13 protein-coding genes and 1 tRNA gene are annotated in these 13,764 nt (G+C 67.2%); 5 read left to right on the forward strand and 9 right to left on the reverse strand.

Going from position 1 to position 13,764, the window contains the following annotated elements; translation table 11 throughout:
• Window positions 1-180 (reverse strand): hypothetical protein (locus tag HTA01S_RS25785; protein WP_218017383.1); only part of this gene is annotated, 180 nt, incomplete at its 3' end.
• A gap of 120 nt (window positions 181-300) precedes the next feature.
• Here HTA01S_RS25785 and HTA01S_RS22470 point away from each other — a divergent pair.
• The 5 genes from HTA01S_RS22470 to HTA01S_RS22490 all read left to right on the forward strand — a co-directional run bounded on the left by HTA01S_RS22470 (window position 301) and on the right by HTA01S_RS22490 (window position 5,351).
• Entirely contained in the window at window positions 301-765 is a 465-nt protein-coding gene (locus HTA01S_RS22470) for a DUF4863 family protein (protein ID WP_068175497.1), read from the forward strand.
• A gap of 28 nt (window positions 766-793) precedes the next feature.
• Complete coding sequence (locus HTA01S_RS22475; protein ID WP_068175499.1) at window positions 794-1,606, forward strand: alpha/beta fold hydrolase; 813 nt, start codon at window positions 794-796, stop codon at window positions 1,604-1,606.
• A 105-nt stretch (window positions 1,607-1,711) separates the two neighbouring features.
• Window positions 1,712-3,997 carry a selenide, water dikinase SelD gene (gene selD, locus HTA01S_RS22480; RefSeq protein WP_068175501.1) on the forward strand — a complete coding sequence of 762 codons (2,286 nt, stop codon included), beginning with the start codon at window positions 1,712-1,714 and terminating at the stop codon, window positions 3,995-3,997.
• Window positions 3,998-4,048: 51 nt separating this feature from the next.
• A complete protein-coding gene (locus HTA01S_RS22485; protein WP_068175503.1) occupies window positions 4,049-4,723 on the forward strand; it encodes a TIGR04283 family arsenosugar biosynthesis glycosyltransferase in 675 nt (224 codons plus the stop codon).
• Window positions 4,724-4,730: 7 nt separating this feature from the next.
• Entirely contained in the window at window positions 4,731-5,351 is a 621-nt protein-coding gene (locus HTA01S_RS22490; protein WP_068175505.1) for a TIGR04282 family arsenosugar biosynthesis glycosyltransferase, read from the forward strand.
• 133 nt (window positions 5,352-5,484) lie between these two features.
• Here the strand turns inward: HTA01S_RS22490 and HTA01S_RS22495 are convergent, their stop codons facing one another.
• From HTA01S_RS22495 to pheT, 8 genes are all read right to left on the reverse strand, one after another.
• On the reverse strand, window positions 5,485-6,123 hold the full coding sequence (locus HTA01S_RS22495; protein ID WP_068175507.1) for an ATP-binding cassette domain-containing protein: 639 nt from the start codon (window positions 6,121-6,123) through the stop codon (window positions 5,485-5,487).
• A gap of 1 nt (window position 6,124) precedes the next feature.
• Window positions 6,125-7,792, reverse strand: coding sequence for an ABC transporter permease (locus tag HTA01S_RS22500; RefSeq protein ID WP_218017384.1), 1,668 nt, complete (start codon window positions 7,790-7,792; stop codon window positions 6,125-6,127).
• Window positions 7,765-8,940: an ABC transporter substrate-binding protein gene (locus HTA01S_RS22505; protein WP_068175523.1), complete on the reverse strand. Its 1,176-nt coding sequence runs from the start codon at window positions 8,938-8,940 to the stop codon at window positions 7,765-7,767. Before HTA01S_RS22505 ends, HTA01S_RS22500 begins: the two co-directional genes overlap by 28 nt.
• 75 nt (window positions 8,941-9,015) lie before the next feature.
• Complete coding sequence (locus tag HTA01S_RS22510; protein WP_169804803.1) at window positions 9,016-10,080, reverse strand: aminoglycoside phosphotransferase/kinase family protein; 1,065 nt, start codon at window positions 10,078-10,080, stop codon at window positions 9,016-9,018.
• Window positions 10,081-10,190: 110 nt separating this feature from the next.
• Window positions 10,191-10,267: transfer RNA gene (locus HTA01S_RS22515), tRNA-Pro, on the reverse strand.
• A gap of 35 nt (window positions 10,268-10,302) precedes the next feature.
• The gene (locus HTA01S_RS22520; RefSeq protein ID WP_068175527.1) at window positions 10,303-10,779 is read right to left on the reverse strand and encodes a MerR family transcriptional regulator; all 477 of its coding nucleotides are present in this window, start codon (window positions 10,777-10,779) and stop codon (window positions 10,303-10,305) included.
• A gap of 196 nt (window positions 10,780-10,975) precedes the next feature.
• A complete protein-coding gene (locus HTA01S_RS22525) occupies window positions 10,976-11,302 on the reverse strand; it encodes an integration host factor subunit alpha (RefSeq protein WP_068175530.1) in 327 nt (108 codons plus the stop codon).
• Window positions 11,303-11,327: 25 nt separating this feature from the next.
• A complete protein-coding gene (pheT, locus tag HTA01S_RS22530; protein WP_068175532.1) occupies window positions 11,328-13,763 on the reverse strand; it encodes a phenylalanine--tRNA ligase subunit beta in 2,436 nt (811 codons plus the stop codon).
• Window position 13,764: the final 1 nt, after the last annotated feature.

Raw genomic sequence — 13,764 nt, forward strand, 5'->3', positions numbered from 1 at the left:
TTCGCTGGGGGCGGTGCGGTAATCGACCATCTGAGCCTGGCGCGTGACGAAGGGATCGGGAGCGTTCATGGGGCCATTCCTTGGTAAATGCAAGATGCTGCAAACTGGATTTGATGCATCATAGTGCATGATATTGCGCCAGGTCAAGCATTTTAATGCGCCAATCACCCTATCGTTCATGACTCAAGCGCGACTTACACCAATATGAAGTGCAACATACTGCTTGACAGATCACCACATTTCGATAGTCTTGCCGAACTGCACAATAGTGCATACCCTATAAACCACCAGGAGACTTTCGTGAACCCCGACGCATTCAAGACCCTGCTGCAAGACGTGACGCGCCAGATCGGCGACCGTGCGCTCGACACCTCGCTACAGACGTGGCTCAACCAGGAACTGGGTGCCGACTCGCCCACCTACCGCCAGCTCAAGGCCGCGTGCGAGCAAGGGGTGGCCGAGGGCTGGCTCTGCCAGCGCGAGGGGGGCGGCCTCAAGTACGGGCGCATCTTCAAACCCGACGACGCTCTGCAGCGCTTTTCGGTGGACGTGGTGGACATGAACACCCTCGCCGGCCCCCACCATGCGCACCCCCTGGGCGAAATCGATCTGATCATGCCGCTGGACGACACCGCCACCTTCGACGGCCGTGGCGCGGGCTGGCTGGTCTATGGCCCGGGCTCGGCGCATTCGCCCACCGTGGCCCGCGGTCGTGCGCTGGTCCTGTACCTGCTGCCGGAAGGCCGCATCGAATTCACCCAGTGAGCCACTGCCCGCCGCGAAAAAGAACCCCATGAACACCACCCCCCTTTGCCGCGTGGACTGGGCCGGCAGCGCCGTCGACATCGAAACCCGGTGGATTCCCGCCAGCGCCGCCGACCGGCCCCTGTTGGTGTTCCTACACGAGGGGCTGGGCTCGGTCAGCATGTGGCGGGACTACCCCGCCCTGCTCTGCCAGGCGCTGGACTGGCATGGCCTGGTGTATTCACGGCCCGGCTACGGCCGCTCCACCCCACGGCCCGCCGAGCAGCATTGGCAACCCGACTTTCTGGAGCGCCAGGCGAGCGAGGTGTTGCCGGCCCTGTTGCGCGAACTCGGCGTGCACCAGATGTACCGCGAAGTCTGGCTGCTGGGCCACAGCGACGGCGGGTCGATCGCGCTGATCCACGCCGCGCGCCACCCCGGGTCGGTGCAGGGCCTGATCGTGGTGGCGCCCCATGTGATGGTGGAAGACATCTCCGTCCGCAGCATTCAGCAGGCGCGCGAGGCCTACCTCCAGACCGATCTGAAAGCCCGGCTGGCCCGCCACCACCAGGACCCGGACTCGGCTTTCTGGGGCTGGAACGATGTCTGGCTGTCACCGGCGTTCCGCGATTGGTCGATCGAAGACCTGCTGCCGCTCATCCGCTGCCCGGTGCTGGCGGTACAGGGCAGCGCCGACGAGTACGGCACGCTGGCCCAGATCGAGCGCATCGGCGCCCTGGCACCGTTGGCCACGACGCACGTCATGGCGGGCTGTGGCCATTCACCGCACCGGGACAGTCCTGACGAACTGACCCAGGCCATCAAGGCCTTCGTGGCCCGGTTGCCCCGGCACGGAGGCTGACGCACGGGAACTCCATCGACCTCTCGGCGCTGACCTCGATCAGGCCACTGCGGTGCATCGTGCGCCCACCTATGATCGACGGCAACAGCCCCCCACCAAGGTCCCATGCAAGCCTCCGAACAACCCATCCTGCGCGACCTCGTGCTCGTCGGCGGTGGCCACAGCCACGTGGTCGTGCTGCGCATGCTGGCCATGCAGCCCGAGCCCGGCCTGCGTATCACGCTCATCTGCACCGACATCGACACGCCCTACTCCGGCATGTTGCCCGGCTACATCTCGGGCCACTACAGCTTTGACGACGTGCACATCGACCTGGGTCGCCTGGCCTCGTTCGCCGGGGCGCGCTTCATCCACGGCGAAGTGACGGGCCTGGACCGCGCCCACCAGCGCGTGTTGCTGCGCGACCGGCCACCGATTCCCTACGACCTGCTCTCCATCAACACCGGCTCCACGCCCAATGTGCGCCAGGTGGACGGCGCGCGGGCACACACCGTGCCGGTCAAGCCCATCGCGCATTTCAACCAGCGCTGGCTGCAGCTGCTCGACCGCGTGCGCGAACTGCGCAGCCGCTTCACGATCGCGGTGGTGGGCGGTGGCGCGGGGGGCGTGGAACTGGCGCTGTCGGTGCAGTTCCGGCTGCGCAACGAGCTGCAGAAACTGGGCCGCAACCCCGAGCTGCTGCGTTTCGTGCTGATCACCGCGAGCGACACCCTGTTGCCGACGCACAACCCTGGCGTGCGCGAGCGGTTCACCCGCATCTTGCGCGAACGCCATGTGGCGGTGCACACCCGCGCCGAGGTGTCCCAGGTGTCGCCCGGTTGCCTGCACACGCAGGACGGCCGCACCTTCGACGCCGACGAAACCCTGTGGGTCACGCAGGCCGGTGGCCCAGCCTGGCTGCAAGGCACGGGCCTGGCGCTGGACAAGGACGGCTTCATCCAGGTCAATCAGCAACTGCAGACGCTGGACGACCCCAAGATATTTGCCGCGGGTGACGTGACCTCATTCACGGCGCGCCCGCTGGAAAAGGCCGGTGTGTTCGCGGTGCGCATGGGCCCGCCGCTGGCGAAAAACCTGCGCCTGAGCCTGCGCGGCCAGCCGCTGGTGGCCTACAACCCGCAGCAACGCTGGCTGGCTTTGATCTCCACCGGCGACCGCTACGCCGTGGCCTCGCGCGGAGCCCTGGGCTTTGCCGGCGCCTGGGTCTGGACCTGGAAGGACTGGATCGACCACCGCTTCATGCGCAAGTTCACCGAGTTGCCGGCCATGGCGTCGGAAACCTCTGCCCAGGCAGCGCCCGCCAGCGGTCTGGTGCTGAGTGCCGAAGAATCGCAGCAGGCCATCTCGGCCATCGCCATGCGCTGCGGCGGCTGCGGCGCCAAGGTGGGCGCCAGCATCCTGAGCCGCGCCTTGGGGCAACTGCAGCCGGTGCAGCGGGATGACGTGCTGATAGGGCTGCACGCGCCCGACGACGCCGCCGTGGTGCGCGTGCCGCCGGGCAAGGCCATGGTGCACACCGTGGACTTCTTCCGCAGCTTCATCGACGACCCCTACCTGTTCGGCCAGGTGGCGGCCAACCACGCGCTGGGCGACATCTTCGCCATGGGCGCCGAGCCGCAGTCCGCCACGGCCATCGCCACCGTGCCGCCGGGCCTGGAAGCCAAGGTGGAAGATCTGCTGCTGCAGATGATGACGGGCGCGGTCGAGGTGCTCAACGCCGCGGGGTGCAGCCTGGTCGGCGGCCACACCGGCGAGGGCCGCGAGCTGGCGCTGGGCTTCGCCATCAACGGTCTGATCGACGAACAACTCGGCGGCGTCATGCGCAAGGGCGGCATGTTGCCCGGCGACGTGCTGCTGCTCAGCAAACCCATCGGCACCGGCACCCTGTTCGCGGCCCACGCGCGGCACGCGGCCAAAGGCCGCTGGATAGCCGCCGCGCTGCAATCCATGGTGCTGTCCAACCAGGCCGGCGCGCAGATCCTGCGCCAGCACGGCGCCACCGCCTGTACCGACCTGACCGGCTTCGGCCTGCTCGGGCACCTGGTGGAGATGACGCGCCCCTCGGGCGTGGACGCCGAGCTGCAGCTGAGCGCCCTGCCCTTGCTCGACGGTGCCGTGGAATGCGTGGAGGCGGGCATCGTCAGCTCGCTGCAGCCGGCCAATGTGCGCCTGCGCCGCGCGCTGCGCAACGCCGAAGATTTCGTGAAAGACCCGCGCTACCCGCTGCTGTTCGACCCGCAGACGGCGGGCGGTCTGCTGGCCAGCGTGCCGGCCGATCAGGCCAGCGCCTGCATCCGCGCCCTGAAGGTGGCGGGCTACACCCAGACGGCCGCCATCGGGCGCATCCGCGGCGCTTCCGACGCGCTGGAACCCGTGGTGCTGACGGCTTGATGGCGTGATGCGGTCCCACGCCCGGTCCATTCGCTTCCATTGACGGTACCCATGCGCTTTTCGATCATCGTGCCCATGTTCAACGAGGCCTCTGGCTTGCCCGGCTTGCTGGCGCGGCTGTCCGTGCTGACGCGCCAGGGTTGTGAGGTCTTGATCGTCGACGGCGGCAGCGACGACGGTTCTGTGGAGTTGGTGGAATGTGCCGGCTTTCGGGTGCTGGCGTCACCGAAAGGCCGTGCGCGGCAGATGAACCTGGGCGCGGCCCGGGCCACCGGCGACGTGCTGCTGTTCCTGCACGCCGACACGCTCTTGCCCGAAGGCGCCCTCACCACCGTGCGCCAGACGATGCTGAAGACCGCCGCCTTGTGGGGCCGCTTTGATGTGCTCATCGACGGGGCACACCCCATGCTGCGCGTGATCGCCCGCCTGATGAACCTGCGCTCGCGCTGGACGGGCATCGCCACCGGCGACCAGGCCATCTTCGTCATCCGCAAGGCCTTCGAGGCCGTGGGTGGCTACCCCGATCAACCCCTGATGGAAGACATCGAACTCAGCCAACGCCTGCGGGCGCTGGCCCGCCCCGCCTGCATCCACACCCCGGTGCTGACCTCGGGGCGGCGCTGGGAAAGCCGGGGTGTCTGGCGCACCATCTTGCTGATGTGGCGCCTGCGCTGGGCCTACTGGCGCGGCACACCGGCCGAACAGCTCGCGCAGCGCTACCGGTAGGCCCCCTATGGCCAAACCACCCCGCATCGTCATCTTCGCCAAAGCCCCCGTGGCGGGCCTGGTCAAGACCCGGCTGATCCCTGCGCTGGATGCTCAAGGTGCAGCCATGCTGGCGGCCGCGCTGCTGCAACACACGGTAGCGCAAGCCCTGGCCAGCGGTGTGGGCCCGGTGGAACTGTGCGTGACGCCCGCGCCCCCTGACCCGCTCTGGTCGGGCCTGGCGCCGCAGGCAACGCTCAACTGGAGCGACCAGGGCGACGGCGATCTGGGCGCGCGCATGGCCCGCGCCGCCCAGCGCGCGCTGAGTGCGGGAGAGCCCGTGCTGCTGATGGGAACCGACTGCCCCGAGCTCACGGCCGGGCGCATCCGGGAAGCCGCAGCCAGCCTGATCGCGGCCGACGCCACCCTGGTGCCGGCCTTCGATGGCGGCTACGTGCTGCTCGGCCTGAACCGCTTCGACGCCAGCCTGTTTGCCGGCATCGCCTGGAGCACGGCCACCGTGGCGCAAGAAACGCAGCGCCGTCTGGAGCAACTCGGTTGGTCGCTGCGGACCTTGCCGACGCTGCACGACATCGACGAGCCGGCCGACTTGCGTTGGCTGCCCCCTCACCTGCAACCAGCCACTTGAAACGCGGCAGCTGGAAGTCCAACCACCTTTCCGGGACGACGTGCACGACCCAGAACGCCGCGGAACCGGCTTTGCCGGGCCGCCAGCGTTGCCCCCTGGAGGGGGTCGCGCGCAGCGCGGCGGGGGTGTCCCTCTATGCCTGCCACTGGTGGATGTCCAGCACCCGCCCGCCAGGGGGCACATCGTCCGGATCGTGCGTGACCAGCAAGGTGGGGATGCGCTGGCGCGCGATCTGCTCGAACACGAAGCCCCGGAACTGCGCTCGCAGCTCGGCATCGAGCCGGGAGAACGGCTCGTCCAGCAGCAGCGCGCAGGGCTCGGCCAGCAAAGCGCGCATGAGGCTCACGCGGGCGCGCTGACCTCCCGAGAGCGTGGCGGGATCGCGGTCGTGAAACCCGTCCAGCCCGATCTCGCGCAGCGTCTGCTCCACCCGCGCGCGGCGCGCGGCAGCGCCCTTCCGCGCTGCGGGCAAGGCGAAGGCCAGATTCTGGCCCACGCTCAGGTGCGGGAACAGCAGGTCGTCCTGAAAGAGGATGCCGACACCCCGGGCTTCCACCGGCAGGTGGTCGCGCCGCTGGCCGTCCAGCCACAGCTCGCCGCTGGCCTGGAAGGCCGGGTCCAGATCACCCACCAGCCAGTTGAGCAGCGTGGACTTGCCCGAACCCGAAGCCCCGGTCACGGTGGCGATGTCGCCTGGTTTCACCTGCAGGTCCAGACCCGCGATGAGCACACTCTGGCCCTGGGTGATGGTGAGATTCCGTATTTCAAACATGTCAGCGCAAGCCTTTCCGGCAGCGGCCGGCCCAGTGTGAAATCAGCGCCGCCAGGCCAAAGCCCAGCAGCGGCAGCGCGATCTGCAGCATCGCCTGCACGGCCAGCACGCGGCGGTTGCCGCCGGCGCTCAGGGCCACGGCTTCGGTGGTCACCGTCACAAACCGCCCGCCGCCCGCAAACAGCGTCGGCAGGTACTGCGCCACGCTCACCGCAAACCCCACGGCCAGCGCGGCCAGCATGGGTTTCAACAGCATCGGCCACTTCACGCTCAAACAGGCCCTCAGCGGTGAAGCCCCCAGCGCCCGCGCGGTGGTCATGAGGCGGCGGTCAAAAGCGCGGTAGGGGCCGATCAGCGTGAGCACCATGTAGGGCAGCACCCACAGCAGATGGCTCCACACCAGACCCGGCGCGGTGCCGTCCACCTGCAGCCGCAGCAGGGCCGCGTACTGCGCCGCCACCAGCGGCAGGGCGGGAATGATCAGTGGCACATACAGCACGGCGTTGAACCGCTGCGGCCCCCACTCCAGCCAGATCAGGGCGGCCGGCAGGCACAGCAGCACGGCAGCCGCGCCGAGCCACAGCGTGGTCCAGAACGGCGCCCTGTCGGCCTGTCTCCAGGTCTGCAGCGACAGCGATTCGGGCCACAGCGCCGGGAAAAACCAGCTCTCGGCCAGCGACCACACCAGCAGCACCGCCACCACCGCATAGCCGATCAGCAGCAAGGGCAGGTGCAGGCCCACGCGGGCCGGCCGGCGCGCGGGCCGGCGCTCGCCCGCCGGGTAGGCGGCGCGGCGCAGGGTGTGGCGCCACAGCCAGCGCGCGGCGCCGGCCCCCAGCAGGAACAGCCCCAGCAGCACCAGCGAGGCCGCGCCGCCTTTGGCCTGCATCGCGGCATCGGGGTCGGTGAGCCACTGCCAGATCAACACGGCCAGGGTGGGCGGTGTGCCCGGCCCCAGGATCACCGCCATGTCCACCACCGACAGACCATAGGCAAACACCGCCGCCAGCGGCCAGCCCAGGCGCGGCAGCAGCTGCGGCCACAACACCAGGCGCCAGGCCTGCACCCGGCTGTAGCCCAGCGAGCGAGCCACCACCATGTGGCGCTGGACCTGCTGCTCACCCAGCACTGCGACCAGCACCCACAACAGAAACCAGCTCTCCTTGATGCCCAGCGCCAGCGCCAGGCTCAGGCCATAGGGGTCCTGCACCGTGATCCAGGCGGGCGGCTCGGCCCAGCCCAGCCCCTGGGCCAGCGCGCGCGCCAGCCAGCCCGATGGCGACAGCAGGAAAAACAGGCCCACCGCAAAGGCCGCGTGCGGCACCGACAGCAACAAAGGCATGCGCCGCTGCAAGTCGGCCCAGCGGCGGCCCGGGTAGTACAGGGTGGCGAGCGCGGCGGCCATCGCGGCGCCCAGAGCGGTCCCCAGCAAGGCCGAGAGCAAGGTCGCTAGCAAGGCCTGGGGCCACTGGGGGTCGGTCCACAGGGCCTGCCAGACGGCGGCGTCCAGCGAGGGCGCGAGCGCCCAATACAGCCCGGGCAGCAGGGGCCCGAGGATCAGCGCCACCGGCAAGGCAGCCAGCCACACCGACCATGGTCGACGCCCGTGGCCCGGTGGCCCTGGCGGCGCCCAGCGACGGATCAGCGTGCGCCGTACCGCTTCAGCCACTCGGCCTCCAGCGCTTCCACCCAGCTGGCGTGCGGCTCGGCGAGCGTGGGCACGGCCTCAGCCAGTGCGCCAGGCGCGGTCTTGCGCATGGTGGCCTGCAGGGCGGCGGGCAGTCTGGCCAGGTCAAGCACGCTGCGGTCGCCCCAGACCGCCACGTCGGCCTTGCGGGCCTGGGCTTCGGGCGACAGCAGGAAGTTGGCGACCACCTGGGCGCCGGCGGGGGCCTTGGCGTTGACCGGAATGCCGACGAAGTGCACGTTGCCGATGGTGCCACCCGTGAAGCCGAAGCTGTAGGCCGTGGCGGGCAGCTGGCGCGTACCGATCAGGTTGGCCGCCTCGTTGGGGTTGAAGGTCAGCGAGAGTTTGAGCTCGCCGTCGGCCAGCATGCGGTGCATTTCAGCGGCACTGGCTGGGAAGGTTTTGCCGCTGCGCCAGAGTTGCGGGTGCAGCTGGTCCAGATAGGCCCACAGTGGCGCCGTGGCCGAGGCGAAGCTGGCGGCCGACACCGGCGCCTGCAACAGTTGGCGGTCGGGCGCCAACTCGATCAGTACCTGCTTGACGAAGGTCGTGCCGTGAAAGTCAGGCAGCTTGGGATAGCTCACGCGGCCGGGGTTGGCTTGGGCAAACGCCAGTAGCTCGGCCGCCGAACGCGGCGGCGTGGGCGTCTTGGCCTTGTCGGCGATGAAGGTCAGCTGCGCAGTGCCCCAGGGTGCTTCAAAGCCTTCGGTGGGCACCGAGAAGTCGCTGCGCACAGGCTTGTTCAGGTCCACGGCACCCCAGTTCGGCAGGCTCTCGGCCCAGGGGCCGAACAGCAGACCGCCCTGCTTCAGGTTGCGGAAGTTTTCACCGTTGATCCACATCAGGTCGACCGAGCCGTCGGTGCGGCGCCCGGCGGCCACTTCGGTCTGCACCCGCTTGACCACCTCGGCCGTGTCCGTCACCTTGACGTGGCGCAGCTCCACACCGTAGCGGCCCTTGACCTCCTTCGCCACCCAGCCGATGTAGGCGTTCGTCGCCTCGCTGCCACCCCAGGCGTTGAAGTACACCGTCTGGCCTTTGGCGTCGGCCTCCACCTTGGCCCAGTCGGCGTTGGCCGCGAAGGATAGCGACAGGCTCAACGCCAAGGTGGTGAGGGGCAAGCATTTCATGTGCAAGGACTCCGAAAACAAAGAGGTAAAGCCCATAGTCGGGCGAAGCCATCAAAGCTTACAGCCTCGCCCACTTCATGTGGCCAGGACGGCTTGCAGGTCGTGGAACTCCGCCAGCATGCGTTCGATGCAGCGGATGGACAGGTAGTCGTTCACCCGCCCCCGCACATGTTCGATCAACGCGGCTTCGCTGTGGCGGGCCGACCAGTCTTCACCGTCGCCACCCGCCCTGTGGCTGCCGGCCGATTCGGCCAGCCACTTGGCGCACCAGGTCACCGACCAGAGCCACATCAACTCGCGCAGCGGCACCAGCGGCACCAGCGCGCGCCGACAAGGCCCGGCAATGGCCTCGCCCACCGCCGCTGCCCAGACCTCGTAAGCGCGCGCCACCGCTTCGGTGGGCAGCTCGAACGAGGCGTCGCGGTCCCAGGTGGTCGAGGTGTAGAGCGTCGCGTGCGCCAGGTCCAGCGGCGGGTAGCTGTAACGCAGCTTCTCCAGATCCACCAGCACCGCCTTGCCCGAGGGCGTGATCAGGAAATTGCCCGGATGGGCGTCGAAAGTGATCAACCGCTGGGGGCAGTCCATCACGACCGGCACCATGCGCTGCGTCAGGTCCGCCAGCCGGGCCTTCACCGCCCGCGCCGAAGCCGCGGGGACGGTGGGATGGTCCAGATGGCGGGCCTGAGCGTCGATGAGGGCGACGATGCCCGCAAGCGGATCCGGTTCATTGAGCAACGGCGCGCAGTCTTGCGGCACAGGCACCGGCAACGCGTGGATCGCTGCAAGCGCCTGCATGATGGGCGCCAGATGGCGCGGCTCGCTGGCCGGCATGCCCACGATCTCTTCCACCAACAGCGCGCCCCGGGGCATGCCGTCCGACGGCTCGATCACGCTGTGCAGCCACGGGACATGCCCCGAAGGGGCTGCGCGTTGAAAGCAGACGCACTGGTAGCGCAGGTTCGCCGACGCGGCCAGGTCCATCTGGCTCTGTTTGGGAATGCGCGCCAGCAGGCCCGCGCCCTTCAAGCGGACGTGCCAGTGGGCAAGCCCCTTATCGGGCAAGGCCTCCAGACGAAGGGGCTGCCGAATCCGGTCAGAGAGATGGCGATCCAGCAGACCGGCCAAGAGATCAAGCTGCATGGGTGAGTCCGTGGGGGGCATGGCCACTTCGGCTGCAACACCCGATCAATCCTGGCAGCCCACAAAGAAAAACGGGTTAGCTCAGAACTGAGCTAACCCGTTAATTTAAATGGTCGGCGTGGCGGGATTCGAACTCGCGACCCCTTGCACCCCATGCAAGTGCGCTACCAGGCTGCGCTACACGCCGACAAGCCTCAAATTATAGCCGGCAAAACACGGCTTTCAGCTCGCGTGGCGAAGAAGCTCTCGAATTTCCAGCAATTCGCGGCGCATATCGCGCAACAGCGTGCCCGAGCCATTGATCGCAGGCGCAGTGACGGCAACATCGCCTTCCACATCGGCACCAAAAGTCGAGTCATCCACAGGGAACTGGGAATCCAGATCGAGCTCGATGACCTCGATGCCCTCGACTTCGTCCTGACGACGCTTGTCCCGCTCGGCCTGCACGATCTCCTGCAGCTTGTTGCGCGCCCCACTGATGGTGAACCCTTGGTCGTACAAAAGTTCGCGGATCCTGCGGATCATGAGCACTTCATGGTGCTGGTAATAGCGGCGGTTGCCACGCCGCTTCATGGGCCGCAGCTGGGTGAATTCCTGCTCCCAATACCGCAGCACATGCGGCTTGACACCACACAACTCGCCCACTTCACCAATGGTGAAGTAGCGCTTTGCGGGAATGGGTGGGAGCGTTTTTTCCATGAAAATCAAGGCGGTACGGACCGAACCTTGAAATTTACTCTAACACAGTCGGACCCGTCCTGGCGGATGAAAAATTCCACACAAACTGTTGCAAATGCCACGCTACCCCATGATTTAAAAGGCAACAACCCTTGAACAGATGAAAAAAAGCCCAGTGGTCACTGAACCACCGGGCTGGCAGGCAAATGCGTGAGGGTCAGCCGCCTATGATGGCCGTCTGCACCTGTTCCTTGAGCTTGGGGCTGGCGTGGAAGGTGACCACGCGCCGCGCCTGGATGGCCACCGGTTCACCGGTCCGCGGGTTGCGCCCAGGTCGGGGCGCCTTGGTCCTGATTTGAAAATTGCCGAAACCCGAGATCTTCACGTCGGTGCCATTGACGAGGCTGTCGGTGATGAGATCAAAAAAGGCATCGATCATGTCCTTGGACTCGCGCTTGTTCAGACCGATCTGATCAAAAAGCAATTCGGCGAGCTGCGCCTTGGTCAATGCGGGCGTTTCCAGGCTTTCAACAGCGAGTTCCATTCGGTGGGCCTCCATTTTCTTGTGATCAGGCACGCAGCCTGGCTGCGACGCGCTGCCCCAGTGATGCGAGCACCGCCTGGATGGCGGCATCGATCTCATCGTCGGTCAGTGTAGCGTCGTCCCGATTGAGCACCAATCGCAAGGCAAGGCTTTTTTCGTCGGCAGCCAGTGCACCAGGAGCGCTCGCGTCGACCCCGGCCTGCTTCTTGGGTCGGTACACATCGAACAACACCACGTCGCGCAACCAGGGACTGGCGGGTGCACGAACGGCATCAACCACCGCCGCGTGCGTGACGGACTCCTTGACCACGATGGCAAGATCGCGCTCCACCGCCTGATGGCGGCTCACCCCCTGGTAGGCCGGCACATCGCGCGCCAGCACGGCGTTGAGGTCGAGCTCAAACATCACCGGCGCCTGAGCCAGCTCGTAGGCCTGCCGCCACTTCGGGTGCAGCTCGCCCACGTGGCCGATACACCCTCCGGCCAGCCAGACGCTGGCGCAACGACCGGGATGCATCGCGGGATGCTCGGCCACTCGGAACTCGACCGCCCTGGGTGCGAGCAGCGCCTGCACGTCCCCTTTGACATCAAAGAAGTCCACCGCGCGCGCAGGTACGCCCCACTGCAGGGCCTCCACCGCACCGAAGCACAGCCCGGCCACGCGCATTGGCTGGTCGAACCCGGCCACCGTGGTGTCGCTGTCGGCCACCGACGCGTCCTTGCGGAACACGCGCCCCACCTCGAACAGACGCACGCGGTCGGCGCGGCGGTCCAGATTGAACTTGAGCGCGGCCACCAGGCTGCCCAGCAACGAAGAGCGCATCACGCTCATCTGGCTGGCGATGGGGTTGAGCAGACGGATCGGATCGGCGTTGCCCGCCAGCTCCGACTCCCAGCGCTCTTCGACGAAGCTGAAATTGATGGTTTCCTGATAGCCCAGCTGCGCCAGGCTGCGGCGTACCGCAAACGGGCCCCGACGCGCTTCGGTCCGGACCTTGGCGGTGATGGGAGCCTGCGGCGGTGTGTCGGGCAGCTCGTTGTAGCCCACGACGCGCGCCACCTCTTCAATCAGATCTTCCTCGATCTGCAGATCAAAACGATAGGCCGGTGGCGTCACGGTGAGGGTGCCATCGCCCTCCGCCACAGGCAACCCCAGACGCCGCAAAGCAGCGGCGCATTGCGCCTGCGTCAGTGGCATGCCGATCACCTTGACCGCGCGCGCCACGCGCAAGGTCACGGGCGTGGCCTGCGGCAGGTGGATCACCTGGTCATCCAGCACCGCCGCCTGCCCCCCACAGATCTCCAGCACGAGCTGCGTGATGCGCTCGACATGCTCCACCGTGGTCGAGGGGTCCACCCCGCGCTCGAACCGGTGTCCCGCGTCGGTGGAGAAGTTGTACCGCCGCGAACGCCCGGCAATCGCCTTGGGCCACCAGAAGGCTGCCTCAATGAAGATGTTCTGCGTGTCGTCGGACACGGCGGTGGCATCGCCCCCCATGATGCCGGCCAGCGACTCGACCTGATGGTCGTCAGCGATCACGCCAACGTCGGCGTTCACCGTGATGGTGTTGCCGTTGAGCAGCTTGAGCTGCTCACCCTCGCGACCCCAGCGCACCTGCAAGCCACCTTGGATCTTGTCGAGGTCGAAAATGTGCGAGGGACGGCCCAGCTCGAACATCACGTAGTTGGAAATGTCCACCAGGGGCGAGATGCTGCGCTGACCACAGCGCGCCAGCCGCTCGACCATCCAAGCCGGGGTCTGCGCTTTCGTGTTCACGCCGCGCACAATGCGACCGCTGAAACGCCCACACAGGTCGGGCGCCTGCACGCTCACAGGCAGGCGGTCCTGTATATCCGCCGCGACCTTTGGAAATTCGGGCTGCAGCAACCGCGTGCCGGTCAAGGCAGACACCTCGCGCGCGATGCCGTACACACTCAGACAGTGCGCCAGGTTGGGCGTGAGCTTGAGCGTGAACAGCATGTCGTCCAGGCCCAGTTGTTCACGGATGTCGCGACCGACCACAGCGTCGTCGCCCAGCTCCAGCAGACCGTTGCTCTCTTCGGAGATTTGCAACTCCTTGGCCGAGCACAGCATGCCTTGGCTTTCGACGCCGCGCAACTTGCCCAGCTTGATGGCAAAAGGCTTGCCGTCTTCACCGGGCGGCAGTAGCGCACCGACGGTGGCACACGGCACCTTGATGCCGGCGCGCGCGTTCGGTGCACCGCAGACGATGTTCAGCGGAGCACCCTGCCCCACATCCACCTGGCACACGCGCAGGCGATCGGCGTTGGGGTGTTGTTCGGCGCTCAGTATCTGGCCCACCACCACGCCAGTGAAAGCGGGGGCGAACGGGCGAAGTTCTTCGACCTCCAGACCGGCCATGGTCAGGGTGTCGGCCAGTTGCTGGCTGGTCAGGGGTGGGTTGCAAAAGGCACGCAGCCAGGATTCGGGAAATTGCATC

Source organism: Hydrogenophaga taeniospiralis CCUG 15921 (assembly GCF_001592305.1).
Lineage (GTDB): Bacteria > Pseudomonadota > Gammaproteobacteria > Burkholderiales > Burkholderiaceae_C > Hydrogenophaga > Hydrogenophaga taeniospiralis.